Source organism: Pseudomonas donghuensis (assembly GCF_000696345.2).
GTDB classification, from domain to species: Bacteria; Pseudomonadota; Gammaproteobacteria; order Pseudomonadales; family Pseudomonadaceae; genus Aquipseudomonas; species Aquipseudomonas donghuensis.
Map to the genome: position 1 here is coordinate 3,110,246 of NZ_CP071706.1, position 20,041 is coordinate 3,130,286.

At 63.3% G+C, this 20,041-nt stretch carries 15 protein-coding genes; 5 read left to right on the forward strand and 10 right to left on the reverse strand.

Translation table 11 applies throughout. From position 1 onward, the window contains the following. Positions 1–142: 142 nt before the first annotated feature. From BV82_RS14640 to BV82_RS14670, 7 genes are all read right to left on the reverse strand, one after another. Positions 143–859: an aspartate/glutamate racemase family protein gene (locus BV82_RS14640; protein WP_010220123.1), complete on the reverse strand. Its 717-nt coding sequence runs from the start codon at positions 857–859 to the stop codon at positions 143–145. Next, a complete protein-coding gene (locus tag BV82_RS14645; protein WP_010220124.1) occupies positions 859–2,055 on the reverse strand; it encodes an S-methyl thiohydantoin desulfurase domain-containing protein in 1,197 nt (398 codons plus the stop codon). Before BV82_RS14645 ends, BV82_RS14640 begins: the two co-directional genes overlap by 1 nt. 45 nt (positions 2,056–2,100) lie before the next feature. Beyond that, a complete protein-coding gene (locus BV82_RS14650; RefSeq protein ID WP_036997170.1) occupies positions 2,101–4,359 on the reverse strand; it encodes a sigma-54-dependent Fis family transcriptional regulator in 2,259 nt (752 codons plus the stop codon). Between the two features lie 134 nt (positions 4,360–4,493). Then, positions 4,494–4,811, reverse strand: coding sequence for a DUF2388 domain-containing protein (locus BV82_RS14655; protein WP_010220126.1), 318 nt, complete (start codon positions 4,809–4,811; stop codon positions 4,494–4,496). A gap of 102 nt (positions 4,812–4,913) precedes the next feature. Continuing rightward, complete coding sequence (cydB, locus tag BV82_RS14660) at positions 4,914–5,930, reverse strand: cytochrome d ubiquinol oxidase subunit II (protein WP_036997167.1); 1,017 nt, start codon at positions 5,928–5,930, stop codon at positions 4,914–4,916. A gap of 14 nt (positions 5,931–5,944) precedes the next feature. Further along, positions 5,945–7,321 (reverse strand): cytochrome ubiquinol oxidase subunit I, encoded by a 1,377-nt coding sequence (locus BV82_RS14665; RefSeq protein ID WP_036997164.1) that lies wholly within the window; start codon positions 7,319–7,321, stop codon positions 5,945–5,947. Positions 7,322–7,419: 98 nt separating this feature from the next. Beyond that, positions 7,420–9,744, reverse strand: coding sequence for an FdhF/YdeP family oxidoreductase (locus tag BV82_RS14670; RefSeq protein ID WP_036997162.1), 2,325 nt, complete (start codon positions 9,742–9,744; stop codon positions 7,420–7,422). Positions 9,745–10,086: 342 nt separating this feature from the next. Between BV82_RS14670 and moaA the strand changes: the two genes are divergently transcribed. Both moaA and BV82_RS14680 read left to right on the forward strand, forming a co-directional pair. Further along, complete coding sequence (gene moaA / locus BV82_RS14675; RefSeq protein ID WP_036997160.1) at positions 10,087–11,091, forward strand: GTP 3',8-cyclase MoaA; 1,005 nt, start codon at positions 10,087–10,089, stop codon at positions 11,089–11,091. A gap of 6 nt (positions 11,092–11,097) precedes the next feature. Then, entirely contained in the window at positions 11,098–11,997 is a 900-nt protein-coding gene (locus tag BV82_RS14680) for a bestrophin family protein (RefSeq protein ID WP_036997158.1), read from the forward strand. A gap of 78 nt (positions 11,998–12,075) precedes the next feature. On the opposite strand, the gene moaB is transcribed toward BV82_RS14680, so the two are convergent. Beyond that, positions 12,076–12,615: a molybdenum cofactor biosynthesis protein B gene (gene moaB / locus BV82_RS14685; protein ID WP_010220133.1), complete on the reverse strand. Its 540-nt coding sequence runs from the start codon at positions 12,613–12,615 to the stop codon at positions 12,076–12,078. Positions 12,616–12,841: 226 nt separating this feature from the next. Between moaB and BV82_RS14690 the strand changes: the two genes are divergently transcribed. After that, positions 12,842–13,741: a LysR family transcriptional regulator gene (locus BV82_RS14690; RefSeq protein WP_036997156.1), complete on the forward strand. Its 900-nt coding sequence runs from the start codon at positions 12,842–12,844 to the stop codon at positions 13,739–13,741. A gap of 54 nt (positions 13,742–13,795) precedes the next feature. Here BV82_RS14690 and BV82_RS14695 read toward each other — a convergent pair whose 3' ends face one another. Then, positions 13,796–14,245 (reverse strand): YMGG-like glycine zipper-containing protein, encoded by a 450-nt coding sequence (locus BV82_RS14695; protein WP_010220135.1) that lies wholly within the window; start codon positions 14,243–14,245, stop codon positions 13,796–13,798. Positions 14,246–14,363: 118 nt separating this feature from the next. Then, on the reverse strand, positions 14,364–15,707 hold the full coding sequence (nosR, locus tag BV82_RS14700) for a response regulator c-di-GMP phosphodiesterase, NosR family (RefSeq protein ID WP_036997154.1): 1,344 nt from the start codon (positions 15,705–15,707) through the stop codon (positions 14,364–14,366). A gap of 209 nt (positions 15,708–15,916) precedes the next feature. Between nosR and BV82_RS14705 the strand changes: the two genes are divergently transcribed. Both BV82_RS14705 and BV82_RS14710 read left to right on the forward strand, forming a co-directional pair. Next, positions 15,917–18,166: a GGDEF/EAL domain-containing response regulator gene (locus BV82_RS14705; RefSeq protein ID WP_010220138.1), complete on the forward strand. Its 2,250-nt coding sequence runs from the start codon at positions 15,917–15,919 to the stop codon at positions 18,164–18,166. Further along, the gene (locus BV82_RS14710; RefSeq protein WP_036997152.1) at positions 18,163–20,037 is read left to right on the forward strand and encodes a putative bifunctional diguanylate cyclase/phosphodiesterase; all 1,875 of its coding nucleotides are present in this window, start codon (positions 18,163–18,165) and stop codon (positions 20,035–20,037) included. Before BV82_RS14705 ends, BV82_RS14710 begins: the two co-directional genes overlap by 4 nt. Positions 20,038–20,041 lie beyond the last annotated feature (4 nt).

Below are 20,041 nucleotides of genomic sequence, written 5' to 3' on the forward strand. Positions count from 1 at the left end.
GTCTGCCACGCCAGGAGAGAACAGCAGCATCTGTGCCAAGCTTCTAATGGCCGTAAAATCAATAGCTTGGCTGTATGCAACAAAAGAGGGTTGGCCGTTTTCGTCCATTGCGTCCCCGTGGCCGGGGACGCAATCGACCACCTCAGCCCAGGCTCGCCTTGCTGTAGCACAAACGGCTCGGGCGCAAGCCCATGCGCACCAGCGAAAGCAGGAAACTGAAGCCGCACTGGTTGGGGTCCAGTACCGGTACATAGCAGCCCAGGTCCTGCTCAAGCAGGCGCGACAGCCGTTCGGCGACGCCCATGAAACCGGTGCAGCCCAGCAACAACGCCTGCGCACCATCCTCGCGGACGGCCGCCAAGCCCGCCTCCAGTGCCTTGACCAGCACCACATCGACATCGCTCAAGCGCGCTACCGGGCAGTCGATGGCGCGGATCGAGGCAAAGTTGTTGCTCTGGCCGTAGGCGGCCACATGACCTTGCTGCAGGGCCAGGGTGCTCTGCAGGATGGTGATGATCGAGAACCGCTGGCAGAGCCCCAGTGCGGTGAACGCCGAGGTGGGGAAGCCGCCAATGATCGGGATGTCGATGACTTCCCTGGCCGCCTCCACCCCGCACATGTCGAAGTCGCTGAGCCAGATGCCGTCGAAGCCTTCCTGCTCCAGGCGCTGGGCCAGCGCTACCACTGCCGGGGCATTTTCACTCAGGTTCAAGCGGTTTTCGATGCTGGGGCTGCCCTGGTCGAGGTTGAACACCTGTACGCTGACATCCGCCGGTACCACCGGGGCGATGCAGGCCATCAGGGCCGTGTTGTAGGCGCTGCTGTTGACCGGTGCGAGCATGGCGATTCGCAGGCTCATCAGCGGACCTCCTGCAATTGCCCGATGCTGCGGTACGGGCCGGGGTAGCCCAGGCTTGCCAGCAACTGCTCGAAGCTCCAGAGGATCAGCCCGCCAGGCACCCGCAACGGCGCCTCGGCCTGCCAGCCGAGCAGGCAGACAGGCCGCCCGCCGTAGTGCGCAGCGAGGCGGCCGTCATTGCCGACCAGGTCACCGTTGGAGGCCACCTGCGGGCCCGGGCCCGGGAAAAACCAGCTGATGCTGTCCGGGGCCATGGCCAGCGGTTGCGGTTGGTGTCTGTCCCACAACAATAAGGACTCGTTCTCGTAGCACAGGCGCAGGCTGGCATCGGCGCTTTGCAGGTCGATGGTGCCGACATCAAAGCCACCCATGGTGTTGGCCCCGGCGTGGTCGATACGCGCAGGCCCGCACAGCACCCGGGCCTGGATGCCGCAGCGCCTGGCAAGGAATGCCAGCAGTGCCTCGGTGCTGCCCAGCTCGCCGGCATGCAAGGCCCGGCCCAGGTCCAGGGCGCGGCTGAGGGTGGCGCGAATCGGCAATGCCCGGGGCAATTGCTCAGCGCTCATGACCCACAGCGCCAAGCCACCGAACTCGCCAAAGGCCGTCGAAGCGACGATCGGCCGCAGCATTTGCTCGGCGATCACACTGGCATCATCGTTGTAATCTGTAGCGTCAGTGGGTGGGGTTACGTTCAGTTCCACCTCAAGACCGTTGTGGCTGACCACGAAGGCCGGCCGCGGCGGCACCTGGACGGCGGCGAAGGTCAGCATCGGCAACGACGGCACTGCGCGTCCGGCACCGTCGGCATCGATCACCGCCAGGCCAAGCCGCGCAGCCGCCAGGCAGGCCACCAGAAAGCCCAGGGCACCGCTCTCGGGTGGCACCACATAAGCCAGCCTGCGGCCCTCGCTGGCCAGGCGCCGGGCAATACTCTGCAACGCCTGGACCGGCCCAAGGGGGTAGCGGCAACCGGCGATGGCTTCCGGCGCCCCCATGTAGGCCAGTACGGCAGCGTCCCCCTCCCGCGCCTCCTCCACGCTGACCACTGTGACCCGGTTGGTGGGATAAAAATCACCGACCTTGAAGTACTCCAGCAAGTGCAAGGCCGAGGTGCGCGTGCCGCCACCACCACTACCGAAAAAGCAGCCACCATCGATCAACGCACGCATATCCTTGTGTTCCAGCTCGAAAGCCATGGTCTTGCTCCTGGTGTTGTCTATGGGTGAATCGCCGTAGAGGTTTCAGCGCCGCAGCCGTGCCAGCCAGTCACTGGCTTGCTGCGCCGGTGGGTAGCCGCAATCCGCCTCGATGCCGCGCAAGGCCCGCTCCAGGACCAGGGCGGCCTGTTCCGGGCGACCGTCGCGCTGCAACAGGCGGGTCAGTTCGAGGCCGGTGCGCAGGCGCGCCGGTACGCTGCCGAGGGTCAGGGTGGTGGACAATGCGTTGCGCAAAGTGCTTTCGGCCTCATCCTGCTCGCCGGCAGCCAGCAAGGCACGGCCCTTGAGCAGCATCAGCTCGCACAGGTAGGCACGCTCCTGATGGTCCTGGGCAAGGTCCAGGGCGTTGTTTGCCAGCGCCAGTGCTTCACGTACCCGTCCGGCCAGCAGCAACACTTCTGCGCGCTTCCAGGCCTGGAACGCATGGAACAGCTGACCGCCGTTGCGCAGGACATGATGCTGATAGCCATCGGCGATGGCGCGCTCGCCTTCATCGTAGAAGCCTTCCAAGCCTTGGTGATAACCGCGCAGGATCTGCCCGACGCCCTGATAGAACGAGAACTCGTGACGCGCCGACAACTGCTCCAGCTCCCGCGCCAGGGTGCCCAGGGCTGGCTGCAAGCCCAGCACCGCCGCCAACCAGGCCGCGCCCTGCAAGGCCACGGCGCGGTTGAAGGCGTTGGCATCGGTCTGCCCGGCACGGGCCGTGAGTTGGGCCTGAGCATGGCGGGCTTGAGCGAAGCGGCCCAACTCGAAGGCCGACAGCCCCTCGAAGGTGATTGCCAGGCCAATCAGGTCCAGGCCCTGGGTCTGGGGCCAGTCCGGCTGGTATTCGCTGAGCAGCTCACCGCGGTTCAGGCAGGCCAGGCTTTCCTCGAAATCGCCCAGCCAGAACAACGTGTTGGCCATGGCCACATGGGCCTCGATGCGCAAGGCACCAAGGCCGGCCTGTTGCGCCCGCTGCAGCATGTCCTGGGCGGTAGCCCGTGCCTTGCCCAACTCCAGGCCCATCAACTGGGTGGTCCAGACACCGAACTGCACCGACGACAGCTCGTCTGAAGTGCCCTGTTCCGCCGCCAGGGCCAGGGCGCTACGGTAGCTGGCCTGGCTGGTAGCGCTGAGCCAGCCCTCGATGCTGCGAAAACTCACACCCAGCAAGCGGTGCAATTCGAACTGCAGGCGCCACAGGTCTTTGCAGTCGAAGACGTCACCTGCCACTTGCAAGCCTTTTTGCAATACCGGCAAGGCGCCACGGAAGTCGGCGTCTTCGATCAGCAGGCGGCCCTGGGCAAGGTAGCGTTCTACCGCCTGGCGCTTGTCTGCGCGCAATTTCTGGCGCCGCTCGATGACCTTGCGGTTGACCCCAAGCAACTGCGCAGCCGCGCTTTTATTACCCTTGCAACGCTGCAACGCATGTTCCACCAGCAGGTTCTCGGCGGCGGCCAGCTTGTCGTTGCCTTCCAGCTGCAGCAGTGCCTCGGCGAGGTTTGCCCATTTCTGCGGCGAGTGCTGCACAGGCTCGAGAAAGGCCTGCAGTGCGGCACAGTCGATCTCGGGGCTCTGGGCCAGGGCGCCGATACGATCGATGAGGTTACGCAGCTCGCGCACATTGCCAGGCCAGTCCCGTTGGCACAGCAGCGCCGTCGCCCTGGCGTCGAACGTCAGCGGGCGTGGCTGCAGGCTGCAGAAGTACTGGATCAGGCCGGGGATGTCTTCGCGCCGGGCGTCCAGGCTCGGCAGCTCAAGCTCGAACACGGCAAGGCGGTAGTAGAGGTCTTCGCGAAAGCGCTCCTCATGCACCAACGCCTTGAGGTCACGGTGGGTGGCGGCGATCACGCGCCCGGCGAAGTGGCGGTTTTCGCTACTGCCCAGCGGACGGTACTGGCGGGTTTCAAGCACACGCAACAACTTCGGTTGCAGGGCCAGTGGCAGCTCGCCCACTTCATCGAGAAACAGCGTGCCCGCACCGGCCATCTGCAAGTGCCCTGCCCGCTCGCCAACGGCCCCGGTGAATGCCCCTCGCGCATGACCGAACAGCTCCGCTTCGAGCAGATACTCGGGGATCGCCCCGCAATTGAGGTCGATGAACGGCTTGCCTGGCGCACTCAGGCGATGCAGTCGCTGGGCGATGACTTCCTTGCCAGCCCCGGTGGGGCCACAGATCAGCACCGGCCGGTCGCTTGCAGCTACCCGCTCCATCAGTGCATGTAAAGCCTGCATGGCCGGCGACGGCCCCATCACGCCGTTGGCTTCGGCGCCCTGCTCCCTGCTGGATGCCCCCATCGGAATCCTTCCTGAAGTGGTATTGGCAGGGATAGAGGTATAGCAGAAGCGCAATGGCAGGTAGCCATTAGGCTTGGGGATTTAGACGTGCGGTGCGGCCACTGCCGTGGCGTGGCGCCGCACCCACAAGGGCTTTACTGCCCGGCGCCAAACGCGTCCTGCAGCAGGATCGCCCGGGCCAACGCTTCATCGCTGGCGTTGAGGTCCGGGTTCTGCGCGCGAATGCTCTGCAGCATCGACTCCAGATACACCCCGCGGATTGCACCGCCACTGGCGATGAACGACGACGCGTCGTCACGTGCCGGGATGATCCGTTTGTCATCCTTGAACGTTGAATACAGCGAAGCGGAAATCCCCGCCGAGGTGGCAACATCACCCGCGTCGACACGGGCCAGGGCCGAGCCGAAGGGCAGACAGAGCACAAGCGAGGAAACAAACAGTAAACGGCGCATGATGGTGCCTCCGGATAACGTGTACCTACCTCAACTAGGATTGCCGCAAGTAGCCTTGAGTTCCCTGGCCTGGTGCCCCGGTAAAAAAATTCACCATGGGCCTCAGTGATAGGCGTCGCCGACTTTCACCTTGCCGCGGAACACGTGGTAGCTCCAGAAGGTGTAAACCAGGATCACCGGGATGATGAACAGCGCGCCGATCAGGGCAAACAGCTGGCTGGACGGCGGCGAAGCGGCCTGCCAGAGGCTGACGCCGGGTGGCACGATGTTCGGCCAGATGCTGATTGCCAGGCCCAGGTAACCAAGAAACACCAGGGCCACGACGCCAATGAACGGCAGGTGCGAGTGACGTTTGCGCAGGGTCTTCTGGATCACCACCACTGCACCGACGGCCAGCACGGCAATCAGCAGCGAGCGCATCCAGTGGCTGCCGGCCAGCCAACGCTGGGCGATATCGGCGTGCAGCCACGCCGTCCAGGCGCAGATCAGCACAATCACCAACGCCAGCAGGTAAGTCAGCGGCCGGCTGTAATGGCGCATGCGCGACTCGAGCATGCCCTCGGTCTTGATCAGCAGCCAGGTGCTGCCGAGCAAGGCGTAGGTCAGCAGCAAGCCGACGCCGCACAGCAGCGGGAACGGCGCCAGCCAGTCCAGGGCGCCGCCAGCGAACTGGCGGTCGACCACCGGGATGCCACCGATATAGGTGCCGATCGCCACCCCTTGAAAAAAGGTGGCAACGATCGAGCCGCCAATGAACGCCTTGTCCCACAGGTGCCGCTTGTGCGCCTGGGCCTTGAAGCGGAACTCGAAGGCCACGCCGCGAAAGATCAGCCCGGCCAGCACCAGCACCAACGGCAGGTACAGCGCTTCGAGTATTACCGCATAGGCCAGCGGAAAGGCGCCGTACAACGCCGCGCCGCCGAGTATCAGCCAAGTTTCGTTGCCATCCCACACCGGGGCCACGGTGTTCATCATCACGTCACGCTCGCGGGAATCCTCAATGAGCGGAAAGAGGATGCCCAGGCCCAGGTCGAAGCCATCCATGATCACGTACATCATCAGCCCGAAGGCGATGATCACGCCCCAGATGATCGACAGGTCAATGCCTTGAATTGCCATGTTGAAATCCTCTCTCAATCAGCCGCAGACAGCGGTCTGCGCGCGGTGGCATCAACGGTGTGCAGCGCATCGGCGGCGTTCGGCCCCTTGCGCACCAGGCGCATCATGTAGCCGATGCCGACAGTGAACACCGAGAAGTAAATGACCACGAACAACGCCAGGGTCACGCTCATTTGCACGGCGCCGTGGTTGGAGGCCGCCTGGGTGGTGCGCAACAACCCGTACACCACCCAGGGCTGGCGGCCAATTTCAGTGGTGAACCAGCCGGCCAGCAAGGCGATCAGCCCGGACGGTCCCATCAGCAAGGCCAGCCACAAGAAGACCCGGTTGCGGTACAGCGCGCCGTTGCGGCGCAGCACCAGGGCAGCCACGGCGCACAGCAGCATCAACATCCCGAGCCCGGCCATGACCCGGAAGCTCCAGAAGATGATCGTCGAGTTGGGCCGGTCTTCCTTGGCAAAGCTCTTGAGCGCCGGGATCTGCTTGTCCAGGCTGTGAGTCAGGATCAGGCTGCCCAGGTACGGCACTTCGAGGCTGTAACGGGTGGTTTCGGCCTGCATGTCCGGCAGGCCGAACAGCACCAGCGGCGACGGCTCGCCGGGGGTGTTGTCCCAGTGGCCCTCAATGGCGGCGATTTTCGCCGGCTGGTGCTCCAGGGTGTTCAGGCCATGGGCATCGCCAACGGCAATCTGCACCGGCGTGGCCACCAGGATCATCCACATCGCCATCGACAGCATCGTGCGGATTTGCGGCGTGTTGTTGCCCCGCAGCAAATGCCAGGCCGCCGAGGCACCGACGAAGAACGCGGTGGAGAGGAACGCCGCCAGGGCCATGTGCATCAGCCGGTAGGGGAACGACGGGTTGAAGACGATCTTGAACCAGTCCACCGGCGCCACGCGGCCGTCGACGATCTCGATGCCTTGCGGGGTCTGCATCCAGCTGTTGGACGAGAGAATCCAGAACATCGAGATCAGCGTGCCGATCGCCACCATGATCGTCGCAAAAAAGTGCAGGCGCCGCCCTACCCGGTCCCAGCCAAACAGCATCACACCGAGAAAGCCCGCTTCGAGGAAGAACGCGGTGAGCACCTCGTAGGTGAGCAAGGGCCCGGTGATGCTCCCGGCAAAGTCGGAGAACCTCGCCCAGTTGGTGCCGAACTCATAGGCCATGACCAGGCCGGAGACTACGCCCATGCCGAAGTTGACCGCGAACAGCTTGGACCAGAAGTGATAGAGGTCCTTGTAGACCTGGTTACTGGTTTTCAGCCAGCAACCTTCGAGCACCGCCAGAAAGCTGGCCAGGCCGATGGTAATCGCCGGAAAGATGATGTGGAACGAGACCGTGAAGGCGAACTGAATCCGCGCCAGATCCAACGCATCCAGATTGAACATGACAGTATCCCGAGAAAGCGCCGGCCCACCTGCAACCGCCAGCGAATGGCGGCTGCAGGGTCCGGGTTTCAGTCAGTGAGTGGAAATCGAGTAAGGCGTCAGACGTGCGCTGAAGGAATCAGGTTGTCGGCGCTGGCTTTCTCGAGTTTGATCGCGATGAACTTCGAGGTCGGGGTGAAGGTGCGGTCGCCGTAGCTTTCCAGCGGTACCAGGGGGTTGGTCTCCGGATAGTAGGCCGCTGCCTGCCCTGGCGGGATGTCGTAGGCGACCAGGACAAAACCGCTGACCCGGCGCTCGCGGCCGTCTTCCCAGAGCGACACCAGGTCGACCTTGTCATTGGGCTTGAAGCCCAGGCGCTGGATGTCCTGCGCGTTGACGAAGACTACGTCACGCAGGCCGAACACCCCTCGGTAGCGGTCGTCGAGGCCGTACAGGGTGGTGTTGTACTGGTCGTGGGAGCGCAGGGTCTGCAGAATCAGGTCCGGCGTGTCGCCACGGGCCAGGACCTCTTCATTGACCAGTTGCGCCGGCAATACGCTGGGGGTGAACTGCGCCTTGCCGCTTTGCGTGTGCCATTCGCGCAGCGCCGCGGTGTTGCCCAGGTGGAAGCCGCCGGGGTGCTGCAGGCGCGCGTTGAAGTCGGCAAAGCCGGGGATGACGTCGGCAATCAGGTCGCGGATGCGGCTGTAGTCGGCAACGGTCCACTCCCAGTCGATCGGTCGGTCACCGAGGGTCGCCTTGGCGATACCGGCGACGATCGACGGCTCCGAGCGCAGCAGCGGCGAACAGGGTTTGAGCTGGCCGTGGGAGATATGCACCATGCTGAAGGTGTCTTCGACGGTGATGCCTTGCGGCCCTTCGGCCTGCACGTCGATTTCGGTACGGCCCAGGCACGGCAGGATCAGTGCATCGCGGCCAGTCACCAGGTGCGAGCGGTTGAGCTTGGTGGCGATGTGCGCGGTCAGTTCGCAGTTGCGCAGGGCATCGTGGGTGCGCGGGGTATCCGGGGTGGCCTGGGCGAAGTTGCCGCCCAGGGCGATGAACACCTTGGCGCGCTGTTCTTCCATGGCCTGGATCGCCAGCACCGCATTGTGCCCGTGCAGGCGCGGGGCCTTGAAGGCGAAACGCGCTTCCAGGGCATCGAGCAGGCGTGCCGGTGGCTGCTCGTCGATGCCCATGGTGCGGTCACCTTGCACGTTGCTGTGGCCGCGCACCGGCGACAGCCCGGCGCCAGGCTTGCCGACGTTGCCGCGCAGCAATTGCAGGTTGATGATCTCCTGCACGGTCGGCACCGAATGACGGTGCTGGGTCACGCCCATGGCCCAGCACATGATCACCCGCTCGGCGCGGCGGTACATGCGTGCGGCCAGCTCCAGCTCGGCCAGGTTCAGGCCCGACTGCTCGACGATGTGCGCCCAACGGGTGGCATCGACTTCGGCCAGGTAGGCGTCGAGCCCCGAGGTGTGCTCGGCGATGAAGGCATGGTCGAACACCGCGGGCTCGCCCTTGGCCTGGGCTTCGCGTTCCCATTGCAGCAGAAACTTGGCGATGCCGCGCATCACCGCCATATCGCCGCCCAGGGCCGGGCGGAAGTACGCGGTGTTGGTCGGTTCCGAGCCGTTGCTGAGCATCTCGAACGGGTGTTGCGGGTGCTGGAAACGCTCCAGGCCACGCTCCTTGAGCGGGTTCAGGCAGATCACCTGGGCACCGCGTTTGACCGCCTCGCGCAGCGGTTCGAGCATGCGCGGGTGGTTGGTGCCAGGGTTCTGGCCGATGACGAAGATCGCGTCGGCGTGCTCCAGGTCGTCGAACACCACGGTGCCCTTGCCGACTCCGAGGGTTTCCGACATGCCGACGCCGCTGGCCTCATGGCACATGTTCGAGCAGTCAGGAAAGTTGTTGGTGCCATAGGCGCGGACGAACAACTGGTAGAGAAACGCCGCTTCGTTGCTGGCCCGGCCCGAGGTGTAGAACTCGGCCTGGTCGGGGGATTCGAGGCTGTTGAGGTGCTTGGCGATCAGCGCGAAGGCGTCTTCCCAGCTGGTTTCGACGTAGTGATCGGTGGCGGCGTCGTAGCGCATCGGGTGGGTCAGGCGGCCCTGGTACTCAAGCCAGTAGTCGCTTTGCCGGGCCAGCTCAGTGACGCTGTAGCGGGCAAAGAAATCCGGATCGACCAGGCGCCCGGTGGACTCCCAGTTGACCGCCTTGGCGCCGTTCTCGCAGAACTTGACCATGCCGCTTTCCGGCGACTCGCCCCAGGCACAGCCGGGGCAGTCGAAACCGCCGTTCTGGTTGGTCTTGAGCATCACCCGCAGGTTCTTGAAGGCGTTTTCACTGCCCAGCCAACTCTTGGTCACGCTTTTCAGCGCGCCCCAACCGGCGGCGGGGGCGTCATAGTTTTTTATATGTTCATCTTGGCTCATCAGGGCTTCCTCGCTTGGCACGCAGGGCATCTTTAATGTGTCGCCAACGCACAACGTGTTAATGACATCGTGGTTAATGACGAACTTCGTTTTCTCCCTTTTGAGCCTATTGAGCGTGGACTTTTGCGTCTAATCAAAAGAACTGACGGACTGATCAAAACCCTCTATCAGCGCGCCGAAAGCCCCTGGATACGGGACTCTCAAGCCGCCGATAGATGAACCTTATCGTTTGGTCATTATTAGTGATTTGACCCACTTGCCCAGGCTATTTACCCTCGATAAACAGCAAAGATTTATTCCGCAAACAGCAACACTGCCGCGATATAAGAGGCCCTGCCCATCATGAGTGCAACCGGCAAACAACTGGTCGACGGCTACAGTCGTAAAATCGATTACCTGCGCATGTCGGTGACCGATCGCTGCGATTTTCGCTGCGTCTATTGCATGGCCGAAGACATGCAGTTCCTGCCGCGCCAGCGCATCCTCACCCTTGAGGAGCTGTACCAGGTCGCCGAACGCTTCGTCGCCATGGGCACGCGCAAGATCCGCCTGACCGGTGGCGAGCCGTTGGTGCGCGCCGGCATCGTCGGCCTGTGCGCACGCATTGCCGCCCTGCCCGGCCTGCGCGAGTTGTGCATGACCAGCAACGGCTCGCAGCTCACGCGCCTGGCCCAGCCGCTGTTCGATGCCGGCCTGTCGCGCCTGAACATCAGCCTCGACAGCCTCGATGCCCAGCGCTTCAAGGCCTTGACCCGCACCGGCGACCTGGCCCAGGTGATCGCCGGCATCGATGCCGCCCATGCCGCAGGCTTTCGCCGGACCAAGCTCAACTGCATGGTGCTCAAGGGCCGTAACGATGATGAAGTGGTCGACCTGGTGCGCTTTGCCATCGACCGCCAACTGGACATTTCCTTTATCGAAGAAATGCCCCTGGGCGTGATCAACGAACACCAGCGCAGCGAGTCCTATTGCTCCAGCGACGAAGTGCGTGCGCGTATCGCCGAGCACTTCACCTTGCTCGAGTCGGCCGAATCGACCCAGGGTCCATCGCGTTACTGGCGCCTGGCCGAAGCCCCGGAGATCCGCATCGGCTTCATCTCGCCCCACAGCCACAATTTCTGCGGCACCTGCAACCGCGTACGCCTGACCGTCGAAGGGCGGCTGTTGCTGTGCCTGGGCAATGAACACTCCGCGGACCTCAAGCAGGTCCTGCGTGCCCACCCGGGCGATACCGAACGCCTGGACAAGGCCATCCGCCAGGCCATGACCCTCAAGCCTTACAGCCACACCTTCGATATCAACGGTGAGGTGCAGATCCTGCGCTTCATGAACATGACTGGCGGCTAGACTCCGATGATCGTCCATCCCAAACCCAACCTGCTCAACGTCCTGGTGTCCCTCAAAGGCTCGATTGCCAAGCGTATTGCCCGGCGCAGCGTGATGGTCACCGCCCTGGCGTCACTGATCGTGCTGGTGGAGAACCTGCACCCGGCGTTCTTCGCCAAGGTCAACGCCACCCCCTTTACCTTGCTGGGTATTTCCCTGTCGATCTTCATGAGCTTTCGCAACAACGCCTGCTACGACCGCTGGTGGGAGGGGCGCAAGGCCTGGGGCGAGATGATCATCGAGGTGCGCTCGTTCATTCGCGAAAGCGTGGTGATTGCCGACCGCCAGACCCGCGATGGATTGCTGCTGGCGCTGTGTGGTTATGCCCATGCGCTCAATGCCAGGTTGCGTGGCGAAGATGAGCTGCACGCCGCGCAACCCTGGGTGGCAGAGTCTTCGAACTTGCCGCTGTACAACATCAGCGACGGGATCCTGCAAAGCATCGGCAAGCGCTGTTCGCAACTGGCCGAGCAACAGCAGATCAGCGAATGGCGCTACGTCAACCTCGAGCAGCGCCTGCGCGGCTTGTCGCAAGCGCAGGCGGTGTGCGAGCGGATCAAGACCACGCCGCTGCCCTTCCCTTACACCTTGCTGCTGCACCGCACCATCTACATCTTTTGCATCCTGTTGCCATTCGCCATGGCCGAGCCGCTGGGTTGGCTGGCACCGATCTTCACCTTGATCGTCAGCTACACCTTCTTTGGCCTGGATGCGATCAGCGACGAGCTGGAAGACCCGTTCGGCCGTGACGAGAACGACCTGCCCACCGATGCCATGGTGCGTACGCTGGAGCGCGAGCTGCTGGGTGCAACCGGGCGCAAGGACCTGCCGCCGCCGCTGTTGCCGGTGGATTTTGTCTTGAGCTGAAGCGCCTCATCGCGGGGCAAGCCCGCTCCTACAGAATCAGTGCAAGACCTGTAGGAGCGGGCTTGCCCCGCGATCAGTTCACTGACGCGATTCGCACAGCGTGCCAGGCTTGAGATGGGCGACGAAGTTGCAAGGGCGATGGCGGGCGTCCAGCTGTTCGGCGAGGATGCCTTCCCAGGCGGTGCGGCATGCGCCGGTGGAGCCCGGCAGGCAGCACACCAGGGTGCCGTTGGCAAGGCCGGCCAGGGCGCGGGTCTGTACGGTGGAGGTGCCGATGTCCAGGATCGACAAGGCGCGGAACAGCTCGCCAAAACCGTCGATGTGCTTGTCGAACAAACAGGCCACCGCCTCCGGGGTACTGTCGCGCCCGGTAAAACCGGTACCACCGGTAATCAGCACCACCTGCACGTCATCCTCGGCAATCCAGCCCGCCACCTGGGCGCGAATCTTGTACAGGTCATCCTTGAGCAACACCCGCGCAACCAGGCGATGGCCCATCTCCACCGCGCGGCTGGCGAGCAGCTCGCCGGAGGTGTCGGTGTCGAAGCTGCGGGTGTCACTGACGGTCAGTACGGCGATATTCAACGGCACGAACGCCGCATCCAGTTTGATACTCATGCAAAGCCCCTTGGCAGCAGACAGGAAGTTGCGAGCAACGCTAGAGGCAAACACCAACAGCGTCCAATCGATAGATCCGACCGGCTTATCGAGTTGATCTATCGTCTATGCACAGCGCCGCTGATCAAGCGCCTCTATCACCCGGTCACTAATGCTCATTGGACGGCCCAGACCCTTTTGCTTTACCGTTTTGCCACCCGCCCCCACTGACTTGCCAGGCTGTGCCATGGATATCAAACAACTGAAGTTTCTCCTCGCCCTGGACCAGACCCGCCACTTCGGCCAGGCCGCAGCACTGTGCCACATCACCCAGCCGACACTGTCGATGCGCTTGCGCAACCTGGAGGACGAACTGAACCTTGTGCTGGTGACCCGAGGCCAGCGCTTTGAAGGCTTTACCGAGGCTGGCGAGCGCATCCTGGCCTGGGCCCGTACCCTGCTGGCCGCTTATGACGGCCTGCAGGCCGAAGCGGCCAGCTGCCGTGGGCAGATCGTCGGCAGCCTGCGCCTGGGCATGGTGCCGCTGTCGAGCTTCAACCCCATGCAGTTTCTCCAGCCCCTGGCCCAGCGCTATCCGGAGCTGCAGTTTCAGCTGTCGTCCTTGAGCTCGGAGCAGATCACCGATGGCCTGAGCCGCAACCAGCTGGACCTGGGCATCTGCTACCTGGACCAGATCAACAGTACCTACTTCGAGGTGATCGAGCTGGGCACCACGCGCATGGGTCTGCTGTATGACGTGCGCCATTTTCAGTTCGAGCAGGCTGAACTGCCCTGGGAAGCGGTCAGCGAAGTGCCCCTGGGGCTCTTGAGCAAGGGTATGCACTATCGCCAGTCGGTCGACCTGAGCTTTCGCAGCCGCGGCCTGCAGCCCCATGCGGTGCTGGAAAGCGACTCCAGTTATCAGCTGATCCAGGCGGCCTGCGCCGGCATGTGCTGCGCGATCATGCCGCTGGATTACGGCCTGGAAGGCTTGAGCGAGCACCTGCGCATCGTGCCGATCAGTGCTGCCAGTGTGCACGCACCGATCGGCTTGCTGCTGCGCCGAACCGAACCGCGTTCGGCGATTGCCGAGAAGTGCTTTGCCGAGGTTCAATCACTGCTCATCAGCGAATTGAAACCGGCGTAATCTTCGGCTGCCTGCCTACCGGTCAAAACCAGCAGACTAGCCGACCAGCGGCGCTTATGGCGTGACCTGATAACCCTTGCCCTGCAGGCAACTGGTGTAGGCCGAGGCACTGCTCGATGCAGTGCTGCGCCGGTCCTGACGACGCTCCTGACGCTGGCGCGCGCCACCCACCACAGCCCCGGCAGCAGCGGTCTCCTGCGCGCGGTTCTGCCGGTAGTCCTGCTTGACGTCATCGTCGACCCGGTCGTAGAGCTCGTCATGCTGACGGCCCCGCACCTCGGCGCCCGCCGCGCCGGCCGCGGCACCGACGGCAGCGCCGCGCACCCGGCCACCGACATGCGCCTCGGTGGTGGCCGAACTGGCCGCAATGTTATGGCAATCGTTGATATCGATCTGTACCTGCTCGGCGCTCTGGCCCTTGATCGGCACCACGGTCTCGGCCCAGCCCTGGGCACACACAGCCGACAAAGCCAGGCACAGGCCAACGGATGGCAACCTGTTCATGATGGACTCCGGGGTAGCGGGCAGTAGAAACAGTGTAGCCGCCTTGCGGGAGCGGCGGCGCGGCGCGAGGAGTGGCCCGGCACCCAGGAGTACATTTGTACTCCAGCACATCAACCGTCTACCCCGCGACGACAGGCAGCGCCTGCTCTTCGGGGATTTTGACGAAAACACTGTACTTGCCGCCCTCCATCTCTTCGAAGGCAATCAGCTTTTCCACCAGCGCCTCGCTCAGCACTTTGCCGGCATTGAGCAGGAGCATGCCGTTATCCGCATTGAGATTGCGCGCCAGGACCATGCCGCCGGCCAGCTCTCGGGTGGTCATGACCTTGACCGACGGGTCGGCCAGGGTCACGTCACTGAGGAACTCGGCGCAGACCTTGACGAAATCCTCCACCAGCCCCGGGTCGTAGAGCTTGCCGGCGTATTTGCGGATGTACACCAGCGCTTCGTCGCTGTTCATGTGCCGCTCGAGGATCAAGCCGCGTTGCAGCTCGATGAAATCCACCGCCAGTTTCAACCAGCGCGCCCCCACTGGAATCGCTTCGCCCCTGAGGCGTGCGGGGAAGCCACTGCCATCCCAGCGCTCCTGATGGTGGAGGATGATTCGCGCCGCTTCCTTCATCGGTTCCAGGGTCATCACCAACGATTCGCTGTGTTTCGGGTAGGCCCGGTACAGGTCACGCTCGGCGTGCGGCAGCAGGTCTGCCGGGCAGGTCAGCATGCTGTCGTTCCAGCTCATCTTGCCAATGTTGTACAACGCCGCCGCCATGCTCAGGTCGCGGCTGCGACTTTCGTCCAGGCCGTGGCGGCGGCAGTACACGCGGATCAGTTCGATGACCTGGCGGTTGGTCTGCTTGGCCTTGGGCAGGCGCAGGTTGGCCAGCAGCGAAAACACTTCAGTGCCGGTGACATAGCTGCGCTTGAGCTCTTCATAGGCCAGGTCGAGCATGTCGGCGGTTTGCTGCAGCTCTGCAGTCCGCGCCGCGACGCGCTGTTCGAGGCTGGCGTTGAGCGCCTTGAGTTGCTGGTTTTGCGCCTGGGTCAGCTGCTCCAGGCGCCGCCGTTCGCTTTCCGAGTGCTGGTAGGCCAGGGCCTGGCGCAGGGTCACCAGGAGTTCTTCATCGTTCCAGGGTTTGCTGATGTAGCGGTGGATCCGGCCGTCGTTGATCGCCTTGGCGATGGTATCCATGTCGGCATAACCGGTCAGCAGGATCCGCAAGGTCGCGGGAAAGCGCTGGTGGATGTGCGCCAGCAAGGTGGCGCCGTCCATGTTGGGCATGCGTGCATCGCTGATCACCAGGCTGACCGGGCGCTGTTCAAGCACTTCAAGGGCCTGGGCGCCGCTTTCGGCCAGCAACAGCTCGTAAGGCTGACTGCGCAGCAGGCGGCGCAAGCTGTTGAGAATCGAGGCTTCGTCGTCGACCAGCAGCACGCTGGGTCTATCCGCTAGGGGTTCTTCCATGATGCCGTCCTTGTACCGTGGGCAAGCGCAACAACGCCTCAGCACAGGCTAGATGACATTTGCCGAAACGGTCGACCTTTGTGTCCGGGCTCGCGCGCCGGCATTTGCCTGACTATGCTGGCCCTGAAGGCATTCATAAGCATTGCTACCAGGGAGGGTTGCCCGATGCACGTCTACTTGCCGGTTACGCGCGCCGTCGGAGCGTTGCGATGAGCCAGCCATTGACCGACATCAATCGCAGGATCCTGATCGTCGACGATACGCCGTCAATTCATGAGGACTTTCGCAAGATCCTCGGCGGCGGCTCCAGCGCCTTCGATGCACTGGGGGAAACCGAATACGCCCTGTTCGGCGCCACGCCGACGGCGCCGGCCCAGCCCTTCGTCCTCGACTCAGCCTTCCAGGGTGAGCAGGCGCTGGCCAAGGTCGAGGCGGCCCTGGACGCCCAGGCGCCTTATGCCATGGCCTTCATCGATATGCGCATGCCGCCTGGCTGGGACGGGCTGCAGACCATCGCACGGCTCTGGCAAGTCGATCCCAAATTGCAAGTCGCACTCTGCACCGCCTATTCCGACTATTCATGGGAAGACATCGCCGGCCAGCTTGATCTGGGCGACCGCCTGCTGATCCTGAAAAAGCCTTTCGATGCCATCGAGATCCGGCAGATGGCCAGCACCCTCACGGTCAAATGGCAGATGACCGAACAGGCTGAACTCAAGACCGAACGCTTGGAGCAGGCGGTCGAAGCGCGCACCCGGGAGCTGGCCGATGCCAACATCATCGTGCAGAACAGCCCGACCATTCTTTACCGGCTCAGGGGCGAGCCGCCATTCGCCCTGATGTACATCTCGCACAACATCACCAAGTTCGGTCACTCGGCAACCCAGCTGGTCGGCAGTGCGGATTGGGCCAGCACCCTGGTGCATGCCGATGACCTGGGCAAGCTCGACGAGGCCATGGTGCGGGTACTGGACCGTGATGCCGCCGCAGCCTCCATCGAGTTTCGCCTGCGCACCGCCGATGGCGGCCTGCGCTGGGTCGAGAACCGCTACATCCCGGTACGCAACGCCCAGGGCCAACTGGTGGAAATCGAGGGCATCATCCTCGACATCACCGAGCGCCGCCTGGCCGAAGAGAACCTCGCCCTGATGGCCCGCACTGACGGCCTCACCGGCCTTGCCAACCGGGCCACACTGATTGAGCGCCTGCACCAGGCGTTTGCCGCCGCCAGACGAGGGGCAGCGCCATTTGCGATGTTCTACCTGGACCTGGATCACTTCAAACGGATCAACGACACCCTGGGCCATCCGATCGGTGACCTGTTACTGCAGGAAGCGGCTCGACGCATCAGCGCCTGCACCCGCGAGAACGATGTGGTTGCCCGCCTCGGTGGCGACGAGTTCGCCATTGTGCAACTGGACGTGGACGAGCCGACCCACTGCGCCGCCCTGGCCGGCAAGGTCCGCGATGCCCTCGCCCAGCCCTACCAGCTGGACAACAATGCCGTGCGCCTGTCGACCAGCATCGGCATCAGCCTGTACAGCCACCAGTGCCTGAGCGCCGATAGCTTGCTGGCACAAGCGGACATGGCCTTGTACCGGGCCAAGGAAAAAGGCCGCAACCAGTTCCAGTTCCATAGCGAAGAGATCACCCGCGAAGTCACCGAGCGGGTCACCCTGGCCAACGACCTGAAACAGGCGCTGGAGCGCGATGAACTGCAGTTGCAGTTCCTGCCGGAGGTCGACCTGAGTAATGGCAAGGTGCTCGGTATGGCCGCCCGGGTGCGTTGGCTGCACCCCGAGCGCGGCTGGCTGGCCCCCGAGGTGTTCATGCCGGCGGCCGAAAAAACCGGCGTCAGCATTGCCCTTGGCCATTGGCTGCTGGACCAGGCGTGTCGGCAGATGCGCCAGTGGCATGACCTGGGTATCGCGCCACCGTTGATCGCCTTGAAGGTCTCGTTGACCCAGCTCAAGTCTGGCGCCGACCTGATCTACGACGTATTGCGCACCACCGCTCGCTGGAGCCTCTGCCCCTGGGAACTGCGCTTTGACGTCACCGAGGCGACCTTGGCGCAAACCAAATGGACCCACAACGATATTCTCCCCCGGCTTTGCGAACTGGGGGTGACGATCGCCATCGACAATTTTGGCAGCGAGTATTCCTCGTTCGACTACCTCAAGACCTACCGGGTCAACCATCTCAAGCTGGCGCCGCAATTGCTCGACAGTGCCAGCAACGACCCTGATTGCGCGCAGACGTTACGCGCCATCATCAACTTTGCCCGTGACGTCGGCATCGGCATCATCACCGACCGGCAAGCCTTGCCGCAGGTGCCTGATGGCCTCGGTAGCGAGCCTGCCCAACCGCTCGGCCATACCTTGAGCCAGTGCCTCGACAGCGCCCAGGCACTGGCGCTACTGAAACTCGACAGCGCGCAACTGATGCAGGTAAAGCGATGAACCCGCTCAGCCAACCGGCCAACCGGCGAATCCTGATCATTGACGATACCCCGGCAATCCATCAGGACTTTCGCAAGATCCTCAGCCCCGAACCGATGGGCGTTGATTCGCTGGAAGATACCACGGCGCTGCTGTTCGGCTCACCTGCCCGGCAACGCCTGAACTTCGAACTCGATTCCGCTTACCAGGGCGAAGAAGCGCTGAAGCTGGTCACCCGCGCACGCGCGCAAGGCCGGCCCTACGCCATGGCATTCGCCGATATGCGCATGCCGCCCGGCTGGGATGGCTTGCAAACCGTCAAGGCCTTGTGGAAGGCCGACCCGCACCTGCAGATTGCGCTGTGCACCGCCTTCTCGGACTACTCCTGGGACGAGCTGGCCGAGCACATCGAGTTCGGCGACCAGTTGCTGATTCTGAAAAAGCCCTTCGACAGCCTGGAAATCCGCCAGATGGCCAATGCCCTGAGCTGGAAGTGGCAACTGGCCCAGGACGCCACGCGCAAGCTGCATGACCTGCAGCGCACCGTCGAGGAGCGGGTGCAGGAGCTGTTGCAGGTGTCCCGCCTGCTGCACTACGACGCGCTTACCGGTCTGCCCAACAGCACCCTGCTCGGCGACCGCCTGACCCAGCATCTGTTGCAGGCGCGTCGTCACGAGCGCAAGGCCGCGGTGATGTTCCTCGGCATGGACCGTTTCAAGCGAATCAACAACGCCCTTGGCCATCCGGTCGGCGATGAAGTACTCAAGCAGGTCGCTGCCCGGCTGACCAGCAGCGTACGCGAATCGGACTCGGTGTTCCGCTACGGCGCCGATGAATTCGTGGTCATCCTCAGCGACATCGTGCATCCGCAGCAGCCCCAGGGTGTTGCCGAAAAGCTCCTGGCCTCGATCAGCCTGCCCCATGCCCTGGCGGGCCATGACCTTACGGTGACCGCGAGCATGGGTATCAGCCTTTATCCCGATGACGGCAGCGACCCGGTGATGCTGATCAAGAAAGCCGAGACCGCGATGCGCAACGTCAAGGACAACGGCCCCAACGATTTCAACTTTTTCATCGACGACATGAACCTGCGCGCCCGCCGCCAGCAGTCACTGGAAAGCGGCCTGCGCCTGGCCCTCAAGCGCGATGAGTTTGTTCTGCATTATCAACCCAAGGTGGACTTGCGTCGCGGCACCATCGTCGGTGCCGAGGCGCTGATACGCTGGCAACGCCCTGGCCACGGCTGGGTGTACCCCGACGATTTCATTCCGGTGGCCGAAGACTGCGGCCTGATCATTGCCCTCAGCCAGTGGGTGCTACGCCGGGCCTGTGCCCAGGCACGCGCATGGCAAGCGCAAGCCATGGCGCCACTGAGTGTTTCCGTGAACGTCTCGGCCATCGACTTTCGCCAGCGCGGCTTTGTCGACAACCTCGCCGAGGTCCTCAACGACAGCGGCCTCGAGCCATCGCTGCTCGAGCTGGAAATCACCGAAAGCGTGTTGATGCACAACGTCGATGCCACGGTCGTCACCCTGCAGGCGATCAAGCAACTGGGCGTGCGCCTGGCCATCGATGACTTTGGTACCGGTTACTCCAGCCTCAGCTACCTGCAGAAATTTCCCGTCGATGTGTTGAAGATCGACAAGTCCTTTGTCCGCGAGATGGGCAGCGACAACAACGATGCGCGGCTGGTCAGCAGCATCATCAGCCTGGGCAAGAACCTGAACCTGAACGTTATCGCCGAAGGGATCGAAACCGCCGAGCAACTGCGCCTTCTTAAAGCCCAGGACTGCGAGCAAGGCCAGGGCTACCTCTTCAGCAAACCGCTCGACCCTGTAGCGTTTTCCCGCTTGCTGCTCGCCGCCGGACAGCGCATCGAACCCCACGACTGAGAGC

Coding starts and splice junctions, on each gene's coding strand:
- BV82_RS14640 (WP_010220123.1), bottom strand. CDS start 859: ATGAGCCTGCGAATCGCCATGCTCGCACCGGTCAACAGCAGCGCCTAC.
- BV82_RS14645 (WP_010220124.1), bottom strand. CDS start 2,055: ATGGCTTTCGAGCTGGAACACAAGGATATGCGTGCGTTGATCGATGGT.
- BV82_RS14650 (WP_036997170.1), bottom strand. CDS start 4,359: ATGGGGGCATCCAGCAGGGAGCAGGGCGCCGAAGCCAACGGCGTGATG.
- BV82_RS14655 (WP_010220126.1), bottom strand. CDS start 4,811: ATGCGCCGTTTACTGTTTGTTTCCTCGCTTGTGCTCTGTCTGCCCTTC.
- cydB (WP_036997167.1), bottom strand. CDS start 5,930: ATGGCAATTCAAGGCATTGACCTGTCGATCATCTGGGGCGTGATCATC.
- BV82_RS14665 (WP_036997164.1), bottom strand. CDS start 7,321: ATGTTCAATCTGGATGCGTTGGATCTGGCGCGGATTCAGTTCGCCTTC.
- BV82_RS14670 (WP_036997162.1), bottom strand. CDS start 9,744: ATGAGCCAAGATGAACATATAAAAAACTATGACGCCCCCGCCGCCGGT.
- moaA (WP_036997160.1), top strand. CDS start 10,087: ATGAGTGCAACCGGCAAACAACTGGTCGACGGCTACAGTCGTAAAATC.
- BV82_RS14680 (WP_036997158.1), top strand. CDS start 11,098: ATGATCGTCCATCCCAAACCCAACCTGCTCAACGTCCTGGTGTCCCTC.
- moaB (WP_010220133.1), bottom strand. CDS start 12,615: ATGAGTATCAAACTGGATGCGGCGTTCGTGCCGTTGAATATCGCCGTA.
- BV82_RS14690 (WP_036997156.1), top strand. CDS start 12,842: ATGGATATCAAACAACTGAAGTTTCTCCTCGCCCTGGACCAGACCCGC.
- BV82_RS14695 (WP_010220135.1), bottom strand. CDS start 14,245: ATGAACAGGTTGCCATCCGTTGGCCTGTGCCTGGCTTTGTCGGCTGTG.
- nosR (WP_036997154.1), bottom strand. CDS start 15,707: ATGGAAGAACCCCTAGCGGATAGACCCAGCGTGCTGCTGGTCGACGAC.
- BV82_RS14705 (WP_010220138.1), top strand. CDS start 15,917: ATGAGCCAGCCATTGACCGACATCAATCGCAGGATCCTGATCGTCGAC.
- BV82_RS14710 (WP_036997152.1), top strand. CDS start 18,163: ATGAACCCGCTCAGCCAACCGGCCAACCGGCGAATCCTGATCATTGAC.